The sequence below is a fragment of the Pseudomonas sp. OST1909 genome, from assembly GCF_015277575.1.
GTDB classification, from domain to species: Bacteria; Pseudomonadota; Gammaproteobacteria; order Pseudomonadales; family Pseudomonadaceae; genus Aquipseudomonas; species Aquipseudomonas synxantha_A.
The window spans coordinates 3,248,068-3,273,389 of the sequence record NZ_CP063780.1; the positions used below are offsets into that span (position 1 = coordinate 3,248,068).

At 55.7% G+C, this 25,322-nt stretch carries 31 protein-coding genes; 22 read left to right on the forward strand and 9 right to left on the reverse strand.

What is annotated here, in order from left to right:
- Positions 1–2 precede the first annotated feature (2 nt).
- From IH404_RS14135 to IH404_RS14175, 9 genes are read left to right on the forward strand one after another with little or no spacing between them, the layout of a single operon-like run.
- Positions 3–599, forward strand: coding sequence for a hypothetical protein (locus IH404_RS14135; protein ID WP_194438090.1), 597 nt, complete (start codon positions 3–5; stop codon positions 597–599).
- Complete coding sequence (locus IH404_RS14140; RefSeq protein WP_194438092.1) at positions 596–1,024, forward strand: phage tail terminator-like protein; 429 nt, start codon at positions 596–598, stop codon at positions 1,022–1,024. Before IH404_RS14135 ends, IH404_RS14140 begins: the two co-directional genes overlap by 4 nt.
- A 39-nt stretch (positions 1,025–1,063) precedes the next feature.
- On the forward strand, positions 1,064–1,723 hold the full coding sequence (locus IH404_RS14145; RefSeq protein ID WP_034135914.1) for a phage tail protein: 660 nt from the start codon (positions 1,064–1,066) through the stop codon (positions 1,721–1,723).
- 9 nt (positions 1,724–1,732) lie between these two features.
- Positions 1,733–2,113, forward strand: a complete 381-nt coding sequence (locus tag IH404_RS14150) for a phage tail assembly chaperone (RefSeq protein WP_194438094.1) — start codon at positions 1,733–1,735, stop codon at positions 2,111–2,113.
- A 17-nt stretch (positions 2,114–2,130) separates the two neighbouring features.
- The gene (locus IH404_RS14155) at positions 2,131–2,436 is read left to right on the forward strand and encodes a DUF1799 domain-containing protein (RefSeq protein ID WP_194438096.1); all 306 of its coding nucleotides are present in this window, start codon (positions 2,131–2,133) and stop codon (positions 2,434–2,436) included.
- A gap of 27 nt (positions 2,437–2,463) precedes the next feature.
- Positions 2,464–5,511: a phage tail tape measure protein gene (locus IH404_RS14160; protein WP_194438098.1), complete on the forward strand. Its 3,048-nt coding sequence runs from the start codon at positions 2,464–2,466 to the stop codon at positions 5,509–5,511.
- Complete coding sequence (locus tag IH404_RS14165) at positions 5,511–5,849, forward strand: phage tail protein (protein ID WP_194438100.1); 339 nt, start codon at positions 5,511–5,513, stop codon at positions 5,847–5,849. The genes IH404_RS14160 and IH404_RS14165 overlap by 1 nt, the downstream gene beginning before the upstream one ends.
- Before the next feature lie 9 nt (positions 5,850–5,858).
- Positions 5,859–6,611 (forward strand): phage minor tail protein L, encoded by a 753-nt coding sequence (locus IH404_RS14170; RefSeq protein ID WP_194438101.1) that lies wholly within the window; start codon positions 5,859–5,861, stop codon positions 6,609–6,611.
- A 2-nt stretch (positions 6,612–6,613) separates the two neighbouring features.
- The gene (locus IH404_RS14175) at positions 6,614–7,387 is read left to right on the forward strand and encodes a C40 family peptidase (protein ID WP_194438103.1); all 774 of its coding nucleotides are present in this window, start codon (positions 6,614–6,616) and stop codon (positions 7,385–7,387) included.
- On the opposite strand, the gene IH404_RS14180 is transcribed toward IH404_RS14175, so the two are convergent.
- On the reverse strand, positions 7,363–7,962 hold the full coding sequence (locus IH404_RS14180; protein WP_194438104.1) for a hypothetical protein: 600 nt from the start codon (positions 7,960–7,962) through the stop codon (positions 7,363–7,365). The genes IH404_RS14175 and IH404_RS14180 overlap by 25 nt on opposite strands.
- Before the next feature lie 204 nt (positions 7,963–8,166).
- Here IH404_RS14180 and IH404_RS14185 point away from each other — a divergent pair, with 204 nt between their 5' ends.
- Positions 8,167–8,589: a hypothetical protein gene (locus IH404_RS14185; RefSeq protein ID WP_194438106.1), complete on the forward strand. Its 423-nt coding sequence runs from the start codon at positions 8,167–8,169 to the stop codon at positions 8,587–8,589.
- A 96-nt stretch (positions 8,590–8,685) separates the two neighbouring features.
- Here IH404_RS14185 and IH404_RS14190 read toward each other — a convergent pair whose 3' ends face one another.
- The 7 genes from IH404_RS14190 to IH404_RS14220 form a co-directional block, all read right to left on the reverse strand.
- Complete coding sequence (locus IH404_RS14190; RefSeq protein WP_194438108.1) at positions 8,686–10,185, reverse strand: hypothetical protein; 1,500 nt, start codon at positions 10,183–10,185, stop codon at positions 8,686–8,688.
- Positions 10,186–10,647: 462 nt separating this feature from the next.
- Positions 10,648–11,130: a hypothetical protein gene (locus tag IH404_RS14195; RefSeq protein WP_194438110.1), complete on the reverse strand. Its 483-nt coding sequence runs from the start codon at positions 11,128–11,130 to the stop codon at positions 10,648–10,650.
- Positions 11,131–11,186: 56 nt separating this feature from the next.
- Positions 11,187–11,474, reverse strand: coding sequence for a hypothetical protein (locus tag IH404_RS14200; RefSeq protein ID WP_194438112.1), 288 nt, complete (start codon positions 11,472–11,474; stop codon positions 11,187–11,189).
- Positions 11,471–11,683: a hypothetical protein gene (locus tag IH404_RS14205; protein WP_194438114.1), complete on the reverse strand. Its 213-nt coding sequence runs from the start codon at positions 11,681–11,683 to the stop codon at positions 11,471–11,473. Before IH404_RS14205 ends, IH404_RS14200 begins: the two co-directional genes overlap by 4 nt.
- A gap of 76 nt (positions 11,684–11,759) precedes the next feature.
- Entirely contained in the window at positions 11,760–12,053 is a 294-nt protein-coding gene (locus tag IH404_RS14210; RefSeq protein WP_194438115.1) for a hypothetical protein, read from the reverse strand.
- Between the two features lie 54 nt (positions 12,054–12,107).
- Positions 12,108–12,575, reverse strand: coding sequence for a hypothetical protein (locus IH404_RS14215; protein WP_194438117.1), 468 nt, complete (start codon positions 12,573–12,575; stop codon positions 12,108–12,110).
- Between the two features lie 109 nt (positions 12,576–12,684).
- The gene (locus IH404_RS14220) at positions 12,685–13,116 is read right to left on the reverse strand and encodes a helix-turn-helix transcriptional regulator (RefSeq protein WP_242462605.1); all 432 of its coding nucleotides are present in this window, start codon (positions 13,114–13,116) and stop codon (positions 12,685–12,687) included.
- A gap of 112 nt (positions 13,117–13,228) precedes the next feature.
- On the opposite strand from IH404_RS14220, the gene IH404_RS14225 reads away from it, so the two are divergent.
- The 12 genes from IH404_RS14225 (at position 13,229) to IH404_RS14280 (ending at position 24,638) form a co-directional block, all read left to right on the forward strand.
- Entirely contained in the window at positions 13,229–13,393 is a 165-nt protein-coding gene (locus tag IH404_RS14225) for an Arc family DNA-binding protein (protein WP_194438118.1), read from the forward strand.
- Entirely contained in the window at positions 13,374–14,363 is a 990-nt protein-coding gene (locus IH404_RS14230) for a phage antirepressor N-terminal domain-containing protein (RefSeq protein WP_194438120.1), read from the forward strand. The genes IH404_RS14225 and IH404_RS14230 overlap by 20 nt, the downstream gene beginning before the upstream one ends.
- Entirely contained in the window at positions 14,360–14,578 is a 219-nt protein-coding gene (locus IH404_RS14235; protein WP_194438122.1) for a hypothetical protein, read from the forward strand. Before IH404_RS14230 ends, IH404_RS14235 begins: the two co-directional genes overlap by 4 nt.
- On the forward strand, positions 14,575–15,411 hold the full coding sequence (locus IH404_RS14240) for a BRO family protein (RefSeq protein ID WP_194438123.1): 837 nt from the start codon (positions 14,575–14,577) through the stop codon (positions 15,409–15,411). Before IH404_RS14235 ends, IH404_RS14240 begins: the two co-directional genes overlap by 4 nt.
- A 123-nt stretch (positions 15,412–15,534) precedes the next feature.
- A complete protein-coding gene (locus IH404_RS14245) occupies positions 15,535–15,936 on the forward strand; it encodes a hypothetical protein (RefSeq protein WP_194438125.1) in 402 nt (133 codons plus the stop codon).
- Between the two features lie 46 nt (positions 15,937–15,982).
- Complete coding sequence (locus IH404_RS14250; protein WP_194438127.1) at positions 15,983–16,582, forward strand: tail assembly protein; 600 nt, start codon at positions 15,983–15,985, stop codon at positions 16,580–16,582.
- Positions 16,583–16,640: 58 nt separating this feature from the next.
- A complete protein-coding gene (locus tag IH404_RS14255) occupies positions 16,641–20,594 on the forward strand; it encodes a phage tail protein (RefSeq protein ID WP_194438129.1) in 3,954 nt (1,317 codons plus the stop codon).
- A gap of 306 nt (positions 20,595–20,900) precedes the next feature.
- Positions 20,901–21,803, forward strand: coding sequence for a hypothetical protein (locus tag IH404_RS14260; RefSeq protein ID WP_242462606.1), 903 nt, complete (start codon positions 20,901–20,903; stop codon positions 21,801–21,803).
- Positions 21,804–21,828: 25 nt separating this feature from the next.
- Positions 21,829–23,043, forward strand: coding sequence for a hypothetical protein (locus IH404_RS14265; RefSeq protein WP_194438132.1), 1,215 nt, complete (start codon positions 21,829–21,831; stop codon positions 23,041–23,043).
- Positions 23,044–23,086: 43 nt separating this feature from the next.
- Entirely contained in the window at positions 23,087–23,512 is a 426-nt protein-coding gene (locus IH404_RS14270) for a structural protein (RefSeq protein WP_194438134.1), read from the forward strand.
- Positions 23,509–24,042: a lysis system i-spanin subunit Rz gene (locus IH404_RS14275; protein ID WP_194438135.1), complete on the forward strand. Its 534-nt coding sequence runs from the start codon at positions 23,509–23,511 to the stop codon at positions 24,040–24,042. Before IH404_RS14270 ends, IH404_RS14275 begins: the two co-directional genes overlap by 4 nt.
- A gap of 119 nt (positions 24,043–24,161) precedes the next feature.
- Positions 24,162–24,638: a DUF3757 domain-containing protein gene (locus IH404_RS14280; RefSeq protein ID WP_194438136.1), complete on the forward strand. Its 477-nt coding sequence runs from the start codon at positions 24,162–24,164 to the stop codon at positions 24,636–24,638.
- Here IH404_RS14280 and IH404_RS14285 read toward each other — a convergent pair.
- The gene (locus tag IH404_RS14285; protein WP_194438137.1) at positions 24,630–25,316 is read right to left on the reverse strand and encodes an SOS response-associated peptidase family protein; all 687 of its coding nucleotides are present in this window, start codon (positions 25,314–25,316) and stop codon (positions 24,630–24,632) included. The genes IH404_RS14280 and IH404_RS14285 overlap by 9 nt on opposite strands.
- Between the last annotated feature and the right edge of the window lie 6 nt (positions 25,317–25,322).

The following is a 25,322-nucleotide window of genomic DNA, read 5'->3' on the forward strand; positions in this document are numbered from 1 at the left end:
TTGTGTCTACCAAATACGCAAACCAATCCGGCAGCTTCGCCCTGAGCCTGGCCGAGTTCGCCGCCCAGGCCAGCGAAGCCATCAACGCAAGCGTGCGGGAGATCATCATCGAAGTCGGCAGCAGCCTGATCCGCATGTCTCCTGTGGGCAACCCAGAGATATGGGCACAGAACGCCGTAGCGACCCAGTACAACAAGGCCGTCGACGACCACAACAGCGCGCTACGCAGCGATCCGACCAACCTCACGAAAGCTGGCAGGCTCAAGAAGGGCCGCAAGTTACACGACGGCATGGATGTCATCGCCCCAGAAGGCTATGTCGGCGGCCGGTTCCGGGCGAACTGGCACATCTCGCTCGGGGTGGTCGAAAACGTCACATTTGACGAGGTAGACCCGAGCGGCGCAGAAACCACTGCCGCGCTGGTCGCTGCAATGAGCGACTTCACCGCCGGCCAGATGGCCTACATCATCAACAACTTGCCCTACGCGATTCCGCTGGAGTTCGGCCATTCGACCCAAGCCCCTGGCGGCATGGTCCGGGTAACCGTAGCTCGCTTCCAGCAGATCGTGCTGGAGGCCATCAGGAACAACCAGGTATGAGTCACGCACGCGCCCGTCAGGCCATCGAAACGAAGCTGTCCGCATGGGCGGCTGCGCGCCCGATACGAGTGGCCTACGCAAACCAGCCTTTTACACCAAGTGCCTCTGAAACGTACCTGCGAGCCTACCAGCTGCCGGCCAGCACCACCTGCCGCTATCTCGGCGGGGAGGCTTACGAGTACGCCGGTGTTTATCAGGTCAGCATCGTCTGCCCCTCTGCGCAGGCCATGGCCATCGCCGAGTCGCTTATTGACGAACTGGCCCGGCTGTTTCGCGTCGACACGCCGCTGGCCCGCAACGGTTTCGAGGGCTTGATCACCGAGCCAGTAGATCAAGGACCAACTATTACCGAGCCGGCGACCTACATGGTCCCGGCCAGCTTCACCTATCTGGGTGTCGCAGACCAACTGCCCGCTGGGGCATAACCTACCGCCGACAGGCGGGCACTCAAGAGGAAATACACCATGGCCGCACGCTTCCCGCTGCCGAACGGCGCTGTGCTGGAGATCGCCAGCGTTTTGGGATCCGCCGTCGCTTTCACCGCCCTGACCAATGCAAAGCCACCTGTCGCCGCCTCTGTAGGACACAGCATTGAAAACGGCGACGTCCTGCTGATCAATTCTGGCTGGGCACTCATCAATGACCGCGCTGTAAAAGCTTCCGGCATTACTGCCGACGCTTTTGCTTTGGCTGGTCTCAATACCACCAATGTCGACAAGTACACCGTGGGCGCAGGCGCTGGCTCGGTGATCCCGGTGTCCGGCTGGACGCAAATCTCGAAGGTCACATCGTTCACATCCTCCGGCGGCGAGCAGCAGTATCAAACTGTCGGCTACCTGGAAGATGACGACGACAAGCAGTTCCCAACCAACCGTAACCCCACCACCATCACCATCGTGGTGGAGGACCAGCCAACGGCCCAGTACGTGGAGACCGTCGAGGGCTACGACGACACCAAGGAACTAGCAGTTGTCCGCATGAAGCTGCGTAACGGCGATCAGATCCTCTACCCGGGTTACGTGAGTATCACTCCGGATCCGACCATGGAGCGTAATAACGTAATGACGCGCACCATCAGCATCGGGCTTTCTGCTCGCTCGCTCCGCTACTTGGCTGGCGCATAAGGAGTTCCCATGGCAAAAATCAGGATCGCCCAGAACCCTACATTCAAGGCATTCGTGCTGATTCCAATTGTTGGGGAAGAGCCCGAGAAAATCGAGTTCACCTTCAAGTATCGGGATCGCCCAGGGCTTGCAGCCCTGTTCGATGATTGGAGCGCAAAGGGAAAGGAGATGCGCGCGAGCTTCGGTGAGGCGACCACACTGTCCGATGTCGTCGCGGCCGAGACCGAGCTTCAGGTGCAGCAGATCAAGGATCTAGTTGTTGGTTGGGGTTTCGATGACAAGTTCGACGACAAAAGCATCAACGCCCTTGTTAAGTCCTGTTACGGCACCGCCGAAGCGGTTGTTAACGCTTATCAGGGCGCGTTCAGTCAGGCTCGCCTGGGAAACTGAAGGCGGCAGCCAGCGCGATGTACGCAAGCGGCCAATCTGCTGAGCAGTTGGCTGCTCTCGGGCTGACGGCTGCCGACCTCGATGAGGAAGAGGTCGAAGTCTGGCCCTGCAACTGGCCGTCCTTCCTCTTGTTCAACCGCATGTCCACCCAGTGGCGAGCAGGCGCCGGCGGCGTTATCGGTCTCGACTACAGCAGCATCCGCGACGTGGCCGGTTTCCTCGGCATCAAGAAAAAGAAACTCGCTGAAATCTTCCCTGACCTTCAGGTGCTGGAAGGCGAAGCCCTGCGCGTCATGGCGGAGGAAAGGGAAAACAGCCCGTAACCACGGGCACTTATTCAAGGTGAGTCGATGAACATTGCAGAGCTCGGCGTCAAGATCGACTCGGCCGATGCAATCCAGGCGAAAACGAGCCTGGATGAGATGGCGAAGGCCGGCGGCCGGGCCGAGCAGTCCGCCGTTTCGCTGATGAGCGAAATGCAGGCCCTGGAAAAATCGCTGTCCACCAGCGCCAAAACTACCCAGGACCTGGCGAAGCAGCGTGACGCTCTGACCAAGCTGACTAAGACCGGCGCCTATGGCGAGGCCGAAGCGGCGAAGATCTCTGCGCAGCTCGATAAGCAGCAGGTGGCCCTGGTCAAGTCCACCCTGGACGAGCAAAAGGCCCTGAACAGTCTGCTGGGTGCCATCGACCCGGCCCGAGCTGCGCTGGCGAAGCTGGACACCCAGGTCGAGCAGCTTGGCAAGCATCTGGACGAGGGTCGTCTGAGCCAGGACGACTACAACAAGGCTCTCGGCAAGATCGACAAGGACTACGCCAAGCTCGAAAAGACAGCTACCGGTTTCGACAAGCTGCGTCTCGGCACGCGTCAGGCGCAGGAAAACGTCGTACAGCTGGGCAACGCGCTGTCGTCGGGTGACTGGGGGAGCGGTGTTCGTGCCGTGGCTCAATTGGGCGCCGGCGCGGGTGCAGGTGCTGCGGGCCTGCTCGCCATCCTGGCGCCGCTGGCCCTTGCCACCGCCGCTGTAGGTGGCCTGGCCGTCGCCTACTACAGGGGCAGCGAGGAACAGGACCGCTACAACAAATCGCTGATCCTCACCGGAAGCTACGTGGGCGTGAGCGCTGGGCAACTCGGCGATATGGCCCGTCAGGTCAGTGCTACCGTGGGCACCACCGGCCAAGCGGCCGCAGTGCTGGCGCTATTGGCCGACAACGGCAAGATCGCAGGTGAGAGTTTCACGGCGATCACCCAAGCCGCTGTGTCGATGCAGGAAGCTACTGGCAAGGCTGTCAGTGAGACGGTTGCCGAGTTCTCCAAACTGGCCGACGACCCGGTCAAGGCGTCTGCTGCGCTGAATGATCAGTACCACTACCTGACGGCGTCGGTTTACTCGCAGATCGCCGCACTGGAAGAGCAGGGCGACCATGCCGGCGCGGTGAAGCTGGCCACCGAGCAGTACGCCGATGCGATCAATGAGCGTACGCCGAAGATTCTGGAAAACCTTAGCTTTTGGGAGCGCGCATACAACGCTGTCGCCAAGGCAGCTGATGGTCTCAAAAACGCCGGGCGGCGTGACATCAATTCGGACATCGAGAATGCCAGGTCGGACCTGCTCGAAGCCCAGAACATGGACGGTTTGTTTCAGAACCAAAAGTCCAAGGATGCACTGATCGAGTTCCGGCAGAACCGCCTGAACATGCTGGAGGACGAGAAAGCCGCCCAGGCCGACATCGCCAAGTGGGAGGGTGAGCAGGCCAAGGCCCAAGGCGCGGCTGTCACGGCAATGACGAAGGTCGACGCATTGACCAAGTCGTCGCTGACCAATGAGCAGAAGCGGACCAAGGAGCTTGAGGACTATAAGCAACAGCTCGACGACATCCGCAAGGTTTCGCCGAACGATCCGCGCCTTGCCCAGGCGACGATCGACAAGAACATCTCCAACATCAACGCTAAATTCAAGGATCCGAAAACACCAGGCTCCCAAGTCAACCTGACCGGCTTTAACGACGCCAAGAACAACCTGGCGTCCATCGCAGCCGACTACAAAAACTACCAGAAGGAACTGGACGCTGCGCAGAAAGCGGGCCTTATCTCCGAGGCCGACTATCTGGTGCGACGCCAGGCCCTGATCGGTAACGAGCGCGACCAAGTTACAGCCGCGTACGAGTCCGAAATTTCCGCACTGGAAGCCGCCAAGGGCAAGAAGACCACCTCGGCCGCGCAAAGCATCCAGTTGGACCAGAAGATCACCGACGCGCGCGCAGGGATGGTCAAGGCGCAGAAGGATGCTGACAGCCAACTTGAAGTGCTGGCCACCAACGAGACCGGGCGACTCGCCAAGCAGGAGCGGGCGATCAGCTCTTACGCGCAGGCGCTGGAACAGCAGCAGCGAGCCCTGGAGCTGGCCGGGCAACGCGCCGTACTGGGCGTCGGCCAGGGTGACCGCCAGAACGCGCTCAACGGGCAGTTGAACAGCCAGCAAGACCGGTTTGCTCAGCAGTCGCTGGACCTGGAAAACCAACGCTCCGATCCTTCTCGGAACATGTCGGACGAAGAGTTCGCCCGCAAGTCGCAAGCTCTCGCAGATGCGAATAAGAAGGCTACCGACCAAATCCGGCAGAACTACGCGGATGTGGAGGCAGCCCAAGGCGACTGGACGAAGGGCGCGACATCGGCCTGGGCCAACTACCTGGATTCGGCGCAGAACGTAGCAGGGCAGACCAAGACTCTATTCGGCAATGCGTTCAGCTCCATGGAAGATGCAGTAGTCAACTTCGCCACGACTGGTAAGTTCTCGTTCGCTGACTTCACGAAGTCGGTTCTCGCGGACATGGCGCGCATTGCTACCCGGCAAGCAGCCTCCGGGCTTCTCGGCTCACTTGTAGGGCTCGGTATATCTGCCGCTGGCTCGTACTTTGGTGGCGGGGCTACCACGTCAGCAGGCTCGACAGCGGCAGGGTACAGCCCTGATGTATTGGCGGGCTGGTCTGGCGTTACCCAGGCCAATGGCGGCGCCTGGTCGGGCGGTGTGCAAATGTTCGCCGACGGGGGCGCCTTCACCAACACCATCGTCAGCAAACCCACCGCATTCGGTATGTCCAACGGCAAAACCGGGATCGCTGGCGAGGCGGGGCCGGAGGCGATCATGCCGCTGACACGGACGTCCAGCGGAAAGCTTGGCGTAATAGCAATGGGTGGCGGCGGGGCCGGCAGTACGCAGATCAACGTCGAGGTGCACATCGATGGCGACGGTAACGCCTCATCGAGTGCGGATACACCTGGCTATGACCTCTTCGGCAAAGAACTGGCCGCGTTCGTTGAGCAGAAGTATCAGCAGATGCGCAACAAGGACATGGGCCAGGGCGGCGTCATCAACAAAGCAATCAAGGGGCGCTGATGGCAATCGAACGATTTACGTGGGCAACAGAGAAGGGCGCGGAGGGTGAAATAACTCAGCGTGTCCGGACCAAGCAGTTTGGCGATGGGTACACCCAGTCGGTGGAGGACGGAATCAACAACCGGTCGCAGTCTTGGCCGGTGACCTTTACGGGGCTGAAGCCGCGCATCAAGGACATCATGACCTTCCTCGATCGGCACAAAGGAGCCAGGGGGTTCCTATGGGAGCCACCCCTGGGCGAACTGGGCCTCTACAAGTGCAACGGCTACAAGCCAGTGCACCGCGGGGGCCAGGTCTACGCCATCACCGCCACCTTCGAACAAACCTTTCATCCCTGAGACCTACCCATGGCACTGATCACGGACATCCAGAAACTGGAGCCTGGCGGCGAGATTCGCCTGTTCGAAATTGATGGGACCGAATATGGTGCGGATTACCTGCGCTTTCACGGTCACGCCATCCCTCACACGCCCGAGGAACTGCTGGCGTATGAAGGCTCGGAAGACGATCTGCCGGCCAAGTCGATTTGGTGGCAGGGCGCAGAATACGCGGCCTGGCCGGTGCAGATCGAAGGTATCGGCTCCAACAGTGACGGTACTGCCTCTCGGCCAACATTCGCCGCCGGCAACATCAACGGTCGCGTCACCGCGTTGTGCCTGGCTTTCGAGGACATGCTGAAATTCAAACTGACGGTCCGCGAGACCTTGGCCAAGTACCTGGACGCGGTGAACTTTCCAGAAGGCAACCAAACTGCAGATCCGACCCAGGAAGCACTGGAGATCTGGTACATCGATCAGAAGACCAGCGAGGACGGGGAGGCTGTGGTCTGGGAGCTGTCCTCCCCGGGCGAGATCGACAACCACGGCTTGCCCGGCCGGCAGATGACGACCTTCTGCCACTGGGCCATGACGAATGGCTATCGAGGGCCGGATTGCGGATACACCGGCGCGGCCATGTTCGACGACGAGGACAGCCCCACGGATGACCCGGCACTGGACCAGTGCAAAGGTTGTTTATCGTCCTGCAAGCTGCGCTTCGGCGAGAACAACGAACTGTCCTTTGGTGGATTCCCCGCCGTTTCCCTGATTGCTCGGAGCTGACCATGCGCAAGCACATCATCGCGGCAATCCAGGCGCACGCGGCGGCCCAGTATCCGAAAGAGTGTTGTGGCCTGCTGCTGGCCGTCGGCCGGGCGCAGAAGTACTTCCCGTGCCGGAACATCGCCACGGATCCGAACGAAGAGTTCCGGCTCGACCCCGAGGACTACGCTGCGGCGGAAGATTTTGGCGAAGTGATCGGCATCGTTCACTCGCACCCGGACGCTACCAGCAGGCCGTCACCGCATGACTTGGCCATGTGCGAGGCTACGGCCTTGCCCTGGCATATCATTTCCTGGCCCGAGGGCGACATGCGCACGATCACGCCAACGGGCAGCACGCCGTTGCTCAAGCGTCCGTTCGTGCACGGCGCTTGGGACTGCTGGCAGGTCTGCGCCGATTGGTATCAGCGCGAGTGGGGATTGGAATTCGAAGCCTTCCAGCGCGCCGATGGCTGGTGGGAGAGGGCGGAAAACCCCAGTCTTTACGAACAGCATTACGAGGCTGCCGGCTTCGTGCGCGTAGACAGTCCTCAGCGCGGTGACATGATCGTTATGCAGGTTGGCCGAACGGTTCACCCGAACCACGCCGGGATCTACCTGGGCACGGATCCTGCGCTACCAGGCGAAGAGTCGGGCACCTTCGGTCCAGGCCCATTCCTGCTGCACCACCTTTACGGGAGGCCTTCCGAGATCATCGTGTTTGGCGGCCCCTGGCATGATCGGACGCGCCTGATCCTCAGGCACAAAGACACTCAGTCAAGATCGCCTAATGAGTAAATGGAAAACCCGTGCTTGGTTAAATGGGTGACTTGCACCGACCCGCCTATATAAACGCGGTCTTGGGTCTTTTTTTCTTCCTGACGTGACTGCGCGCGCATCATTTCAGGCGCGCACGCAGGGTACGAATTGAGGTCGATTCCCGCCTTGTCCATAAGCTCTGGCTTTACCCCGAGCCCATAATCTAAATGCTCGGATTTGAAGTCCGACACTGAACGGTAAGCGAAGCCATGGATTTTTCCAGAGTTGTCGGAAATCCCGAAGTGATAGATCGTTGCAGTCTGATTCTTGAGGGCGGGGGCATGTCGATTCAATTCGCTCCAGAGGGCCTGAAGCTCTTGGGGCGCATGAGCATCGACCGCATCTACATCGAGGGCAAAACCTTGGTTATTCACAAGGCCGATCCATCGACTGAAAAGCAGGGCCGATCCGGTGCCGGCAATGATCATACGGATGTGCGGGATCGAGATAGCTTTGCTGGCGAACCCTGGGGGCGTGTCGACGGAATAATGTAAAAGCGTATCCGTGGCTACGATTGCTTCGTTTTCATCCGTGTAGAACAAGAGCGAGGACATAGGGCCTCCTGGCCAACTTTGAGTTGGCGGAGGCTACTATCGCTCCCGGATTAGCCGCCACTGGCATTCCATACACGCTGGATGCCTGGCCAGGTCGCATATAGTAGGAGGGATTCAATTTCGGGCGAACAGGGGAGACGCGCCTGGGGCGGTTTGAAAATGCTATGGTGAGCGATACAAATTCATTGAAAGGATTCACTGCTAATGCAAAAGCTACCTAGCCTGACCGTCACAGCGGATCAAGTTATTGCCGACTCCTTCCAAGGCAGTATTAGCGTGAAGGGGTGTACGCTCGTTATTAGCGGGTCGCATCAAGGTTCTTTAGCTATTTCTGAAGGGGCTATGGTGGAGGTTTATGGCGCACATCAGGGCTCAACATCTATATCTGGCGGTAGCAAAATGGTGGTTTCTGGCACAAATCTAGGCTCTGTTACCATTTCTTCTGATTCAGAATTGGTAGTTGAGTTTGGCGGTAAACATACCGGATCTGTTGGCAACGAAGGTCGCCTTATCATTCGCGGGACATTTGGAGGCTCAACTAGCGGCTCTGGAGCCCAAACGGTTGAAGAGGGTGGTTACATCAAAGCCCCGCGTATCGAAAATGGCATTCACTACTACGACTTGTGAAGCTGCGCTTCTCGTCCGACGCTGGGCTTTTTGCTTCTGGCCCCTAGTGCTCTACAGTCCCGCCAAACCAACGAGGGAACGACATGCGCATTTCGTCTATATACCTGATGCCAACTCCTCTTGCAGGTCTTTTAGTACGTAATTGAGGTAGTCGTCACGGCACGCTTTAAGCTCTTTTGGAAAGTTTGTATGTATAAACGGCATCACCATCCATCCCTTTTGGTATTCGTTCGCTCGTTTGCTAAAGAACTCCTTTACGCCTACCTGTGAAATTAGCTGGAAAGCTATTTCATATTCCTCTACTGACATAACCGTATAGGGGTAGAGATGCAGTACGTCACGAGAAATGCCTGCTTTGTCTAGGAGTTTTAATACTGACTCCTCCATTCGTTCATGGACATTTGGTGCAAATAAATTCCAGTTGACTAGTGTGACCACTATAGGGAAAAGAGTACGATCGCTAGGCAACCACTTAGTATGACCATTAACAATGTCCTCGAGGTTTTTGTAATTCTGGACGATGAACTTCGCCAAGATATCTATCTCGCTGTACAAAGCGTCGTCATCAAGCTGATAGCGTGCTTTAAGGTTTAATCGTTTTGCCTTACATTCGACAAGAGCGGCTCCCGTCGCGTCATGTATCAATAGGTCAACGCCATGCTTTTCATTTTTGCCTATTTTGTATGGTTTGGGTTTTATTATTTCTATTGTGCGGCATGCTGTTTGATTTGTATTTAATATTTTGCTTACGTCATGTACGTACTGCTCAAAAGCATCACCATATGCCTGCTCGTGACCTTTTATACTCGTGAAGTCAAAAAAGAGGCCCTCTGAGAAGCGATACATCAAGTAAAATGGTATTGGGCATATTACGAGATTTGGAATGGCCTGATTGAAGGCAATCAAAGGCGTGCTGATCAATGGGTTTATGGTATATGACCAGTTTTCGTTATATTCTTGGGTTTTTGCAGTGCGGTGCTTTAGCGCATCAAATCCAAACACTATTTTATCAATAAAGGAGTCACGCTGCTCATCACTAATTCCAAAAGCGGTGTAGTCCTGTTTTGTATTAAAAACATGTTTTGTGAGGAAGTGACCTGATATCGATATTCCTAATGTATAGATTTGTTTGATCGAAAGGGAAGTTCCTCTCTCTATGAAGGACGCGAGATTGGGGGTGCTGTAGATTTTAAAGTGACGGGCGAGCATGAGGCTTGTATTGGTGCGCCACAAAGATTGCTGCTGATATAGGCGCTGCAATTCTTGGTAAAGTGTTTTTTCAAGATTGTCTGCGTTTTGAGTCTCTGATATCCGTCTGATATGGTTAATTGCAACTGATAAATGATCGGTGTTGTATAAGTCTTTGATGCGATCATCTTGGGCGTTCAATATGATTTCGCGCGTCAGAATATCCAGTTCCCATGGATGAGCCACCTCCTTGAGCGATGCTAACCCGTGTTTGCCTATACGGGAAAATTGCTGTGGTAATGGCGCGCCCCGCTCAAGATTTCTGAAGAAACTCCATATTTTCACAAGAGAATCGATTCGGTTGAGCTTGGCTACGAAATTACGCATGGGTTTGTATGCGCTGTACATTTTTTCATCCTTAGAAGATGGCTACCTATTTAGTATCGGTGTTTCGAAAGCTCTGCCTTGTCAATTTCGCAAAACTATTTTACTTTTTTTTCTTACATGAGTAATTCCGGTGGACCGTACTATAGTCGGGTAATTTCAGATTGTGGATCAAGAATCCGGAGTAGCATCTGGTCCTGCTCCGCTCGGTTTGCCCTGTAGAGCATGCACCGATCTAGAAGGGTCCTTTCCATGCTCCGCGCCGAGGCAAGGTGCTTGGGATCGACGGAGATTATCGTAGTCTTGCTGCTGCGAGTATCGCTCACTTCCAGCTGTTAGGACCCAATCAAGTCGCCACGCTTGGTGTGGCCCAGGCATTTGAAGATGAGGGTGGATTCTGTCACTTCGGCACCGGTGGTCGTAGTCCTAGGTCTGCATGCGCAAAGCCCCATTATATACGGTATAGAATGGGACTTCGTGTATGGTCTACAGCTTGTTCAAAAGGTCTGCGAAGGCCCAAAGCAATGTACCAATCGAGGCAACAAAAAATTCATGCCGCTGTATTTTCTTCCTAATCGTTTCAATCATTATTTCTTTTGCAACAATTAGCCGTCGACGATGTTCTCTATCAAAGATAAGCGAAAGCTGCTCATCGGTCGTGTCGTCGGTCACTCCGTACAGATAGCGACGATTCATTATTTGGTTGAAAACAGTCTGAGCGGTTATTCCTTCTGTGAGATCCATCGTTTTGTTCACGAATTGCTCAGGCAACCCTGTAACCTCAAACATCAACGCCAGACAAACAAGTAGTGCACCAAATCGCGCTAGCCACATCCAGTCGCTGAAGTGCACGCTTAAGCCGACCCCAAATGCGAGTGCGAGCGTTGTAAGGACGTAAGCGTAAAACACATAATGTGTAGGTATCTTGAATACCTCTGCTGCTGCAGCTTCGGCTGATTTTTTACTCATGCTGTGAACTTTTCCTCCTGAAGGCGCGTGAAAAGCCGGGCGGCCGGGCTTGAGGTTTACTTGTAAGCGGACTCTAGGGTACTAAGCTCACCCATCGCCCAGCCCCTGTGGGCTTCGAACGTGTGCCCATTGGTATCGTCGAAGCCAAGCGCAGCAGCACAGTGCCAGCGGACGCCAATTGCTTTCTCTTTAGCGTAACTGTTGAGGCGCTCGTCATTGTCTAGGTCCTCGACCAAAATGCGAATGGCAGCAAAAAGCGAAGCTCGTTCGAAGATTGTTGCTGCGTTCTTGAGTTCGTCCACAAGCATTCGGAGAGCTTCGATGCGGGCTTTGATATGGCTCATCGGCCGCTCCAATAGATGAAGGTCACTTGCACCTTTGCGTCCTTTGTTTTGGCACCGTCCAGAATTTTGATCGCATGACTTGGTGGCGTGACACTTACTGAAACCAAGTTATCTTCGGTAATCCCAAATTCTGATGCGCGCTCGTTGAATTCCTGAAGAATTTCCTGAACGCTCAGTCCGATAACTTCGTGACTTCGTAGTTTTCGCATTGCCTTCTTCCTTGATGACCGGCGAGGTGCCGACACTGGATGTGAAAAGCCCGACAGGCCGGGCGCGGTCTATTGGCTACTTAAAATTCCGCTCAACGAACAATCCGTAACAGCGTTTCGCTACTGTCGCAAAATACAAGCCGCTCAGAGCAACCACGCCTAGAAAGGCAAAAACCATGACCGCTTCCAGCGTCAGTCCGTTTTGTTCGGACCAGATGATCACGTCCTCAGTAACCGTTTTTGCCACCCACAGGTAGTAGGCGCCGGTAGCAAAGCTTGGTAGGCCGATCAGGATCAGCGCCCAGTCGTTAAGTTCAGCCCAGGTCTTTTTTTTCTTACGGTTGTTCCATGCAGCCTTGAGGAATTTCATAGCGACTTACTCCATGTGGTTTGCTGAAAGAGAGAGGAGACCCTGGGCTTTGGCCTATCGCTTGCGCTGAGTGCATTTATCGAGAAGTGGGCCGGCACCGCCATGCTTGGCTATGAAGTATCCATGGGAATGCCCTTGGCGCCCCATGCCGGTAGTCATAGCTTCGACGGCCTCAAGTTTTTTGTCGTAGGGGCCCGGGCCTTCATAGATCCGCCGGACATCCATGAGGAAATTCAAGTAGTCGTTGAAAGCCAGGTCAAGCTGCCCGATGTCGGACCAGGTATGGATGCTGTCAATGTTTCCATTCTGATCAAGAGCGACAAATGTCCCGGCCGGGAAGTACAGGTCGCACTTCAGTTTCTCGATTCGTCGAAACTCTTTGTCACCGGATTTGCAGAGCGTGCCAACCAAGCCTAGGTTCGCCAGGGTGTTGGCGGCAAACGCCCTGGGCACGAAGCAGACCGTGACTGACGAAAAGGCGCTGGAATTGTCGGGCTCTGGTATTGGTTCCTTGGATGACATAGACGCTCCCTTGTTTGTCCGGCACAAGATCTTGGAAGCCCGGCGGGCCGGGCTTGGGGTGGGGGTATTGACAGTGGCAATAGCCCTCCAACCGACGAAAATTCGTCGGCTAAGTTTTCTTGCCCAGCATCTCAAGAAGCTTGGCGTATCCGCCAGGCATCTCGGCCTCCAACTGCGCCATCAGGTCAGGGCTCTTGTCCATGCGGTCCTTCATGCCGGCCGCAATAATCTGATTCACGGCTTGATTAAAGGAGATTCCTTCTTTAGCAGCAAAGTCTTCAATTGCCTTCTCTTCCGAGCCGGTCAGCATCAAGGTGATTTCCCTGCCTTCGTAGGTGGCACCACCTCCGGATAGCTGTTCAGCTGTCACACCGAGAGCCGTGGCAAGCTTGAAAAGAACGGTTCTTCTAGGCTTCGCCTGGCCAGATTCGTAGCGAGATATCTGTGACGGGGTGATGCCAACGGCGTCCGCAAGCTGTTGCTGCGTAAGATTTTTTCCGCCTCTCAGTGAGATGAGCTGGTTGGCAAAATCAGTCGACATGTTGATCCCCTTGTATGTCTCTAGAAGCGTACAGCAAACGCACAAAAAGCAAAAATTGTTTGACGAAGTCACAAAAAGCATTAAACTCACAAAACGCAAATAAGGAGTCGTCATGAAAGCCCTGAAAATTACTACCGCTGTACGAATGCTGTGCGAAATGCGAGAGAAGCTTGAGATGAGGGCAACTGAAAACGGCCGCAGTCTCAGCGGGGAAATCGTATTCCGGCTTAGAAAGTCTCTTGAGCAGGAACAGGGCCATGAAAAGCAGCAGGCATAAAAAAACCCCAACGCTGGCAGGCGATGGGGCTTTGGTTAACGAGATCAACTTCGAGGAAGAAATCGTCATGAGCGATATTAGCACAGCTGTAGCGAAATCCAATGTCATCCCGTTCCGTTCGACCAAGCTGTTACTCGTTGAGCGCGACGGCCAGCCTTTCGTGCCAATGAAGCCAGTAGTAGAGGGGATGGGTCTAGCCTGGCAAACCCAGCACCGTAAGCTGATGGCTGGGCGATTTGCTTCAGTTATCACCATGATGGTGACAACTGGATTTGATGGTAAGCAGTACGAAATGGCGTGCTTGCCATTGAAAAAGCTTCCGGGCTGGCTGATGTCGATTCACGCGAGCAAGGTCCGTCCTGATCTGCGCGAGAACGTGCTGGCTTATCAGGACGAGTGCGACGACGCGCTTTGGGCGTACTGGAATGAAGGTCATGCTGTTAACCATCGGGGTCCCGATCAGGCGATGACCGTTCTCGGCCAAACCATCGGCACGGACGGATTTCACATGCTGGGCGCAGTGGTCAAGGGGAAGGTATCGAATCTGCCTGCGCCAATTCAGCGTAGAGCCACCGCGAAAATCTGGTCGCAGACTCATGCAGCTTTTGGCGTTCGGTCGGCAGCAGACATTCCCGCTGATCAGCTTGACGCTGCGCGGAACTTCATTGCGGCCTACGCCGTTCTGGAAGGTGAGTTCATTCCGAAGGGGCCGGGCAAGTCCTTCGATATCCCGGACAAGCTTGGAGAGTGTGAGCGATATCTCGTCAGCGCCGACCATCAGGGCAATCGGCAGGTCACTCCGGTGCCAATGGGTGCATTCGTTTTGACGCGGCAGCAGTTCATGCAGGCAATGCTCGTGGACAGGGATATGTACGTCTCCACGGCGGAAATGTTCGAGTTTGTAGCACTGGCGACCGAAAATTTGCGCTGCCGGTTCCTTTCCCAGGCTGCCCGGAGGAACGCGGCATGAACTTCTCTCTTAAAGCTGGCGGTCGCGCCTTGATCCTGATGCCGGGGCGGCCAAATCTGGTCGGCCGCTCCGGTCAGCTGATTCGCAAGATCGAAGAAAATTGGCTGATGCTGGTCGAGGGCAAGCGCTACTCGGTCAGCGAAAAAAGCCTGATGCCGCTGGACGGCTTCAATCCGAATGTGGCCGCGTCGACTGAAGTGAGGAAGACAGCATGAGTAGCGTAGTTCCGTTCAGCTTTAAAGGTGCCGGCGTTCGCGTGGTTGCTGACGATCACGGGGAGTCTTGGTTTGTTGGTCGCGATCTATGCTCCGCACTTGGTTATGCGGATCAAACCAGCGCAATGAAACAGCACTGCCGTGGGGTGGTGAAATACCACCCCATCGCTGACAGCCTTGGGCGTATGCAAGACACGCGAATTCTTGCAGAGTCGGACATGCTGAGGCTCGTTATTAATAGCCAGCTTCCCGCTGCTGAGCAGTTTGAACGCTGGGTCTTTGAAGACGTTCTGCCGACAATTCGCAGGACTGGCAGCTATCAAATGCCAGCGAATGACGCCACGATCCCAGTTGAGCGTCAGTTGCCAATCGCCGCCGACAGCCTTGATGCGGCGAAGCGTATTGCCGATTGCTTTGGCCTTGAAGGTAATCAGGCTCTATTGAGCGCCAATAGCATGGTCAAGTCAGCTATCGGCGTAGACCTGATGGAGATGGCGGGGGTTAAGCGGCTGGTCAACGAATCGCAAGAGATGAACTTCACCCCAACCGAGCTTGGGGCGAAGTTCGGCATGAGCGCGGTGAGCATGAACAAATTGCTCGCCGAGTGCGGGCTACAACATCAGGTGATCTACAAACCTGGCAAGAAGCGCTGGGAAGTTACGCCCGACGGTAAGATCTTCGCGGTCATCACCGACACCGGCAAGAAACACAGCGACGGAAAGCCGGTTCAGCAAATCCTATGGAAAGAGTCGGTGCAGGAGATGCTGGCCAGGCTGGCCGACCAGCTTCGGTCCGGGCTTCCGGCCGTCGTTGCTGGCGGCGTCCGACGTTAGATTTCAAATGTGATCCTGAATCACCTTTAACTACCGCCACGAAATTAACCCCGCCCATGCGGGGCTTTCGTGTTGCTCTCTCGTTGGTGATAAAGTCTCGCCATATCTCAACGAGGGAACGACATGAAAGTTTTTGTAGGGTGCTTTTTTCTTTTTGCTTTGGTCGGCTGCTCTAGCTCGCCAATATCTGCCGACAAAGCCGATCCCGTGCCTTCCTCGCGGCTTTATGCCTTCACCGCAAAGTCCGATGCTCAGCTCATTGTCACCCGAGATAGTGGAATGTTTGGAGCTGGGTGCAATTACCGCTTCTATATCAATGGAGAGCTTGCTGCCGAATTCGCCTCGGGAGAGGTTGCTAGATTTGGCGTAAAGCCGGGCAGAGTAGTTCTGGGCGCTAAGCCGAGCGCAGCTTGCGGCGGAGGGATGATGGTTGAGCGCGATGTCGAAGTAAAAAGCGGAGAAGTTTTGAGAAGAAGGATATCTATGTCGCCAGGCGGCCCAGATATTTCAGCTACCGCCTATTGATCCCATAAAGCCCGCAAACGCGGTTTTTTTTCGCCTGGAGAAAAACATGTCAGCACTCGCAATCAATTATCAGCCCATGACTACCATTTTGCTTTATGGGCAACTTAGGCAATTCGGAAGATCTTTCAGGCTGGCGGTTAAGTCGCCAGCCGAGGCTATCAAGGCGTTATGTGTGCAGATCCCAGGCTTCGAGCGCTTTTTGTCGAACGCTAAGTCTCGCGGGATTGAGTTTGCCGTGTTTCGAGGGTCAAAAAATCTGAAAGAAAAAGAGCTAGGTTTTGGCGGCTCTGGAGAGATCCGAATAGCGCCGGTAATTACGGGTCGTAAGCGCGCAGGACTCATGCAGACCATATTGGGCGCAATATTGATTGTGGTTGGTTTCTTTGCTTTCGGTTCGACAACAACTACAGGTGCAGCGCTCATAGCAGGCGGTATCGGAAGTGCTGCTGGAGGCGTAATTCAAATGCTTAGTCCGCAGGCGGCAGGCCTCAAGATGAGCGCCGCACCGGAAAATCAGCCTGGATATGCATTTGGCTCGGCGCGCAACACGACTGCATCGGGCAATCCCGTGCCGTTGTGTTACGGCAACCGGCGATGGGGTGGCGCAATCATCAGCGCCGCCATCTATTCCGAAGATAAAGCCTAGAAATAGAACGTTACAACCCACCGCCCTTGAGGCGGTTTTTTATTGCCTGGAGAAAAGCATGGGCGCAGCACGCAAGATTGATATCCACGGCGCCAAAGGTGGCGAGGATAAGCCACAAACGCCAACGGAAGCCCCGGACAGTCTGCGCTCTGTTGCGCTGGCCAAAATGCTTATCGCGGTAGGTGAGGGGGAGTTTGACGGTACGCCTACAGCACGGGATATCTTCCTGGATGCCACTCCAATTCAAGACCCCCAAGGCAACATGAACTTCCCGAATGTAAAATGGGAGTGGCGCACCGGAGGTGTGGACCAAGCGTCGATCGCCGGAATTCCATCAGTCGAAAACGAAACCACGATCAGCGCCGAACTGCGCAGCGGCACACCGTGGGTCCGGGCGATCAGCAATACGCAGCTGTCAGCCGTTCGCGTGCGGTTCGCATGGCCGGTTCTCCAATCCGTTGATTCGGGCGGTAACATCAACGGCTACCGCATTGAGTACAAGATCGAACTAGCCACAGATGGCGGGGCTTATCAGCAAGTGCTTAGCGAAGCTGTGGACGGAAAAACCACCAGCCTTTACGAAAGGACGCGCCGAATAGACCTGCCAAAGGCTACAACCGGCTGGCTGATGCGCATCACACGAATCACGCTCAATCAGAACAACAACAAAATCTCGGACACGATGCAGATCGCCGGCTTTACAGAGGTAATCGACGCCAAGATCCGATATCCGAACACCGCACTGCTCTACATAGAGTTTTCAGCTGAGCAGTTCAGAAACATTCCTGCCGTCACGGTTCGCTGCAACGGCCGCAAGATGCAGGTTCCGAGCAATTACGACCCTGTGTCTCGGACTTACTCGGGCGTTTGGGACGGCACCTTCAAACAGGCCTGGACCGACAACGCCGTCTGGATGACCTACGACATCACCACCGCCGATCGCTTCGGCCTGGGCCGGCGTATCAAGCCGTGGATGGTGGACAAGTGGGAACTGTACCGAATCTCGCAATACTGCGACCAACTGGTGCCGGACGGAAAGGGTGGCCAGGAGCCGCGCTTCATCTGCAACTTGAACCTGCAGAGCAAAGCCGATGCCTGGTCACTGCTGCGCGATATCTCGGCGATCTACCGAGGGATGACGTACTGGGCCCAGGGCCAGGTGTTCACTCTCTCGGATATGCCGCGGGCAACGGACTTTGACTTTGCCTACACCCGGGCAAACGTCATCGACGGCAAGTTCACCTATTCCAGCGCGTCAGAGCGCACACGCTATACCCGGGCGCTGGTCAGCTACGACAACCCGTTGAACAACTACGACACGGACGTCACCGCCGTGACCGATCAGAAGCTGCAGCGGCGCTACGGCGACAATCCGCTGGAGATCAGCGCTATCGGCTGCACCCGCGAATCCGAGGCCCAGCGCCGCGGCAAGTGGGCGCTGCTGACCAACTCCAAGGATCGGGCCGTGACCTTCAAGGTTGGCCTGGATGGCCGTATCCCGCTGCCTGGCTACGTGATCCCGATTGCTGACGAACTGCTGGCCGGCCGTGCCATTGGCGGCCGTATCTCAGCTGTTAACGGCAAGGTCATCAAGCTGGACCGCGACACCCAGGCCAAGCCCGGAGACCGACTGATCCTCAACCTGCCTGACGGCAAGTGCGAGGGGCGTACCGTGGAAGTGGTCAGCGGTCGGCAAGTCACGGTCACCGTGGCCTACTCAGTGACGCCTGAGCCGGAACTTGTGTGGGCACTGGATGCTGATGACTTGGCCGTCCCGCTTTACCGGGTGGTCAGCGTTGCGCGGCCAGAGCCTGGCGTGTTCGAAATCTCGGCCGTGCAGTACGACCCGAGCAAGTTCGCGCACATCGATACCGGTGCGCGCCTTGAAGAACGCCCGATCAGCGTAATCCCGATCACCGTTGTACCGCCGCCGGCCAGCGTCACGCTCACGTCGAGTTACACGGTAGATCAGGGCATAGCCATCAGCACCATGAACATCTCATGGCCCGCTGTTGCTGGCGCCGTCGCTTATGACGTGGAGTGGCGCAAGGACAGCGGAAACTGGATAAAGGTGCAGCGCACGGGATCTACCAGCGTTGATGTAACCGGGATCTACTCGGGCGCCTATCTCGCCCGTGTGCGCTCGGTGAGCGCCTTCGAAATTTCGTCGATCTGGAAAAGCTCTAGCCTGACCAACCTTGAAGGCAAGACAGGCCTACCGCCGGCGGTGTCGTTCCTGACCACCACCAGCCTGGTCTATGGCATCGGCATTCAATGGGGCTTTCCACCAGGTGCAGAGGACACTGAGCGCACGGAACTTTGGTACAGCCAAACGGCTGACCTGACGACCGCGATAAAGCTGAGCGACTTCAGTTACCCGCAGGCCAAGCACGAAATGCACAGCCTGCTGGCTGGCGCGAGTCTGTTCTTCTGGGCTCGCCTGGTGGATCGGACCGGCAACGTCGGCCCGTTCTTTCCTGTACCTGGTGCGGTCAATGGTCAGGCCAGTTCGGATCAAGCCGAGTATGAAAAATACTTTGCGGACAAGATCGGAAAGGGCGCCCTGTACCAAAGCCTTCGAGAAGAGATCGAGCTGATTACAGGTGATGGTCCAGGGTCTGTGAATGAACGCCTGGAGGAGGCCAAGCAGGAACTTGAAGACCTGATCAAGAAAGTGAGCGATGCCCTTGCTTACGACCCGGCAAAGCCGTATTTGAAGGGCGACATCGTGCGTCTGGATCAACGCCTCTACCAAGCGAAAGGCCCTGTGCCTGTCGGCGCAACGCCGCCCGACGCCACGTACTGGACCGATATTGGCACCATCATTGAGACCACTGACGCGCTGGTGTCGCAGGTCCAGATCATCGAAACCAAGATCGAGGAAATCGACGGCAAGGTGTTGGCCACCGCTACCTCCGTCGAGGCGTTGCGTTCTGCTGCTCGGGGAGATGATGGCGCTGGCGATCTGGCCGACGCAGTCAAGGGTTGGACATCCACGGCGGATCTTGCCGTTGAGCGTAAAACCCGAGCCAGCGAAAATGATGCGATGGCCCAGCAATTGCTGACCTTGGGCGCACAGGTTGGTGACAACAAGTCGTCGCTGACGGTGCTTGAGCAGGTGGTTGCCACCAACCGCGAAACGTCCGCAACGCAGATCACCCAACTCAAGAGTGACCTGTCTGCAGTTGATCAAAAGGCGATCGGCAATGCTCAAGCGATTAATGGCCTCGATACGAAGGTCACCAACTTGGACGGGCGGGTCACGGCCCAGGCATCCAGTAATGAATCACTGCGTGCTTCGGTGCGTGGTGACGACGGCGCGGGCGAGCTGGCGGGGGCGTTGAAAGCGTATGAGTCCACCGCAAGTATCGCCCAGCAGATGCGTGTTGAAGCATCTCGCGAATTGGCAACTGCTGAGCGGCTGACTACCTTGCAGGCCGGGATTGATAACGCGAAGGGGCTTATTCAGCAGGAGGAGCTGGTTAGGGCCACCGCGATCGAGGTTCAGTCCAAACGGACTGATACGGTCCAGGCCAGTCTGGGCCAGACCAATGCATCGGTTCAGCAGGTGAGCCAGGTCGTAGCGGGCCTTGACGGCAAGGTTTCGGCACAGACAACCATCAAGGCCCAGACCAATGTGGACGGAAAGAAAGTAATGGCGGGGCTCGCCCTGGGCAGCGATGGGGAGACGTCCGAAATTCTGGCTTTTGCTCAGCGATTCGCCATTATCGACGAGGTCAGTGGCGCTGCAACTTTCCCGTTTGTGGTTTCTGACGGGCAGGTGTTCATTAGTTCGGCAGTAATTAAAACGGGCATGATCACCAATGCCATGATCGGTAATTACATTCAGTCAAATAACTACGTGGCAGGGGTCAGCGGGTGGAGGCTTTCATTCGACGGTACGTTTGAAATGAACGGGAATATTGCCGGTCTTGGCACCATGAGGCTAACCAATACATTCCTTAAATTCATTTACGCCAACGGTGTGGTTGGTATTGATCTGAGTCTCTAATATGGTCGGATTAGTAATAAGGGATCGCGATACGGGTCTGGTTAAAGTCGATATGACTATGAGTATTAGCCAGACCCAAGGATCAGTGGTTACCAACTCTGCAAACGGTTCAATAGCGATCCCGGCACCGCCCCCTGGAAAGGTCCAGTTTCCAATCGTCGTTCCTCTTCAGGACAGGCAGCTCGAAAAGGGAAAGGTCCCGTCGGTAACCATATCCAACGGGGTCCTCTCTTGGATCTACTCGTACAACACCAACGGCTGGGGTAATTTTTCAGCCAATTGCATTATTTACTACGGTTATTATTAATGGCTAATCTCGTAGTTAAAAAACAAGATGGCAGTCTTCTGTTTGATACGGCCAAAATTACCTATGGTCTTGTGAAAAGCGGAAATCTGAGCGTCATCGAGACCTGGTGGCGTCGGAGTTTTAAAGGAGGGAACGTAGATCCTAATTGGGGTGGAAATTGGACAAGCTCAGGTGTAAGTCCTAGCGTTGCCTTGTCAGATGTTATTTATGGCTTCACTGTGGTTGGAGCCTCGTCGCCAATCGTGTTTCTCACTGGCAGCGGTTGCTTGCAGGGGACAAAGATTTCCGGCGATTCAATGACTTTTCTTTACACTAACGCAAGCGTAAATACTAAGTTCTATTGCTTTGATTTGATGAAGGACGCTATTGCGGGGTCTCCGTACTTGAAAACCCGGCAAACGGACGGTGCAATGACGTTTAACTCTCTGCAACTGGCCTTGAATGTAGTTGCATCCATTCAAGCGCCTCCGCCGACGGGAACGCAGGAGTCGCAATATCCAATCCCATCGGGTAGCAGCCCATACGCGAATGCCGTCTTTAATGTTGAGCAGCGCGAAACACCTCCCAGTTACCAGTCAAATATATTTACCGCCAAGGTAACGATTAATATCAAGCCGGGCGTTGAGTACGCCGCGTACCTTCCCTGGAGTAGGGGGTGTCAGATCTGGTTGTACGGTCTCAACGAGTCGAAGCGGACCTATCGTTATGGGGGAAGCGAGGGGTGTGGCGGTGTCGTAGGAGGCATTCAGTTTATGTTCGGGCCTGCTGGGGGGACACCTCAAGATCACCCGACGGTTGTGAGTGGTACTCCAATGCCACCAAACTTTTCGCAAATTGCAACGGATAGGCTACCGACCGCTTTGGTGATCGAGACGGCCAACCTGCCATTTCCCTTCAACTGATTTATTAGCTCAAAGAGCCCGCCGAGTGCGGGTAATTTTTTGCCTGGAGAAAAATATGGCTTCTTGGTTTTCAGAAGGAACCGTCACCGTCAATAACGGCAACACCGTTGTGACTGGTGTCGGTACCAAGTTTTCAAACTGCCGCTCTGGCGATATGTTTGTCGGTCCAGATAACGGCGTCTATCAGGTTATAAACCCGTCGAGCGATACCTCCGTGTCGATCTCGCCGGCTTATCGCGGAGCCAATGCCTCCGGTGCGTCCTACGGCATTGTCCCTGTAAACGGCTACCCAAAGGCCCTGGCCGATGCGGTCAACCTGATGGTTCAGCAGTGGGGAGCCACGCTCGCAGGACTTGGTCCCGTCTCCAGTATGGCGGTTGTCCCGTTTGCAAATGGTGGTACAGGTACTACCACCAAGGCAGCAGCCAAGGTGGCACTGGACCTGGGTACCGCTTCTGCAAAAAACTTTGGCCTTACTAACGGCGACCTGATCCCGGCGGGCGTGCTCAGCGGGATGTTTTCCAATGTTGCCCCAGACGCCTATCAAATGGACAGACCTGGCGAGCCTGGGCAACAGGGCGCTTTCTACAAGTTTCTGAATAACGGATCTTCGTCTGGGCTGAGCTACTCAACCCTGATTCGAATTCCGTACAACGTTGGATATGAGGCGCAAATCTTCATTCCCGTTTCGCAAGGCACCGGTTCGCTGCTCTTCCGCACCACGCCTGGTGCTGCTGGAACCTTCGGCCCCACGTATAGCGTTTACCACACAGGTAACACCACCCGCGGTTCCGGCGGTGCGCTTTCGGCGGCTTCACCCATCCTGAGAATTGCTGATGTGTCCGCCAGCGAGCGCCGCGACCTCCAAGAGGAATCGTTTCTCCCTGCCGGAGAATGGGGTGTGGCCAACGATGAAGCGCGCGGCGTTATTGTTGAGCGCCTCGGCGTTGGCGAGTATCGGGTGACGGGAAGCCTTGGCCTGGCACTGGAGGGCTGGCGCACACAAGATCCGCACTCGCCTGATGGAGGTCGTGCACTGGGCATAACCGAAAGCGAGCAGGCCGATGGCGGGGCTGTCGTAATCCGTCTTTTCAAGCAGCGCTGGACGCTCACTGATGACGGAGAGATGGTGCCGGGCCGGGGGGCGCCAATGGATGTTCCGCCGAATAGCTGGATCGATGTGCGGCTTGAAATGCCCAAGGTCGACACGCCGCCGCCACTCAGATCGACCGAAGAATAGCAGCCCGCCAATTGAGCGGGCTTTTTTACGCCTGGAGAAAAGCATGTCGACCACCGAAACCCGCGGGGTACGCAACAAGAACCCCGGCAACATCGATTACAACCCTGCCAACCAGTGGCAGGGTCAGCTGAAGCCAGACCCTGCGCTAGAGAAACGCTTCGCCAGGTTCGATACGCCCGAGAATGGTATTCGCGCCCTGGGCAAGCTGCTGCTGACTTATCAGCGCAAACATGGCCTGAAAACTGTGAAGGCGATCATCAGCCGGTGGGCGCCGTCGGTAGAGAACGATACTGCGGCGTACGTGCGCGCGGTTGAAGCGAATACCGGTACTCGGCCTGGTGCGGAAATTGACCTGGCCCAAACAAAGGTCATGACGGGCTTCGTCAAGGCGATCATCCACCATGAGAACGCCGGGTACGTTTACCCCGACGAAGTGCTGGCGGAAGGCGTGCGGCGGGCACTGACATGACGCCAGTGCAGAAGATTGCCGGCCTGGCGGTGCTGGTTCTGTTGTTGATGGCCAGCGCCGCCGGAGTGACTTGGCAGGTTCAGGACTGGCGACTGGGCAAGCAACTGTCCGAACGGCTCTCGGCCCAAAGCGCCGCGCACCAGGGTCAGCTCGACGCCATAACCAACGAAGCCTGGCGGCAGCAGAAGGCCGAGCAGGATAAGCGCTTGGCCATCGAGCAGCAGATCGCAGTGCAGGACCAACAACACACTCAGGAATTATCCGATGCTCAACGCAATCAGGCTTCTCTTCGCGATCGCCTCGCCACTGCTGATGTCCGGCTGTCAGTCCTTCTCGACGGCACGGACACAGCCAGTCGCTGCGACGCGCCTGCAGCCCCCGGCCCCGCCGGCGTGGTTCATGCAGCCCGTCGAGCCCAACTTGACCCAGCGCATGCTCAAAGAATTATCGGCATCACCGACGCCGGCGACCAAGGATTGATCGCGCTACGGGCGTGCCAGGCGTATGTCAGGGCTGTAACGAATAGGTAGAGGATTTTGTGGAGGTGATAAAAATAGGAAAATTCTCGAGAAGTCTCAGACAAGTCCTGCATCAAGAAAATCTGCGGACTGATAAAAGAAGGCTTTGAAATCTATCAGGGTGCTAGTTCGTGCGTCTTTTTGTCTTAAAAGGGATTATTTTTTTTCAGTTGTTCGCGATTTTCCCTACGGAGGCTAGTAGCCGGTACTTTGATATCCCGGCTTGGCCAGGTGACGAAGAATCATGCCCCATCCCCGGGCACATAAAAAATAACCGAGGGGTATTTATTTCGCCAGCCAAATCGGAAGGTGTTGATTGGGTCGGTGTGTTGCCCGGTGACGGGCTTGCTAGTGTGGTGGCATTCGAGAAAGCGGTTTTTGTGTTGACTGAAGAAAACTCAAAAACTCGCGGATTTTTAATCAGCTGCATCTACACCACATCCGAGGGAAGATATCTAAGAATGAGGCCAAATACTGGTAATAAAAATGATGGGATCATGTGGATTGTCAGGTCTTCTTCATGGAAGAGATCGGGTGATTTTTCATCAAAAACAATTTTGGAGTGTGCGGACAAAGGCGATCGCGCATGTGGCTTTTTCTTAAAGTAACGACATCGGAGTGATTAGCTCGGCCCCCTTGTTCCGCACATTGCCCACAGCCGTATCGACCTTGAACCACTCGAACACCTCAGACGGTTCACCCTGGTGGAGCACCATCTGCTCGGCTCGCTCTTTGGGTGTGGCTGGATCCAACCATTCCCGGGCCAGGTCCGGCGTCAGCACCACGGGCCTCCGGTCGTGAATGTCCACCATGCCCCCGGCACTATCGGCGGTAATGATCACAAAGCCGTCGTGCTCGCCTGGGCCTTCATCATCATCTGGTAGCTGGCCAATGGCGGCACAGAATATCGGTGCGCCATCACGCCGGCGGATGAGGTAGGGCTGCTTCTTTGGGCCGCCTTCATCCACCCACTCAAACCAGTTGTCGATTGGAGTGATCGCCCGGTGCGGCCAGATCGCCCTGAAGAACGGACCATGCGCCACTTTTTCTACGCGTGCGTTGATAGGTGCTGCCCGGTCTTTCGCCCAGTGCGGCCGCCATCCCCAGCGTACCGGATCAGCGTGGAGCAACTCTCCCTGCAGATGCAGCAGTGCCACCGCGGTTGTCGGTGCCACGTTGTACCGTTCAATTGGCTGATCGCCCACGGAGTTCGCCAGCGCATTGGGCATACTCAGCGCTGCAACGAAATCGTGGATTCCCCGGTACTGTGAAAGTCTCCCGCACATAAGCAT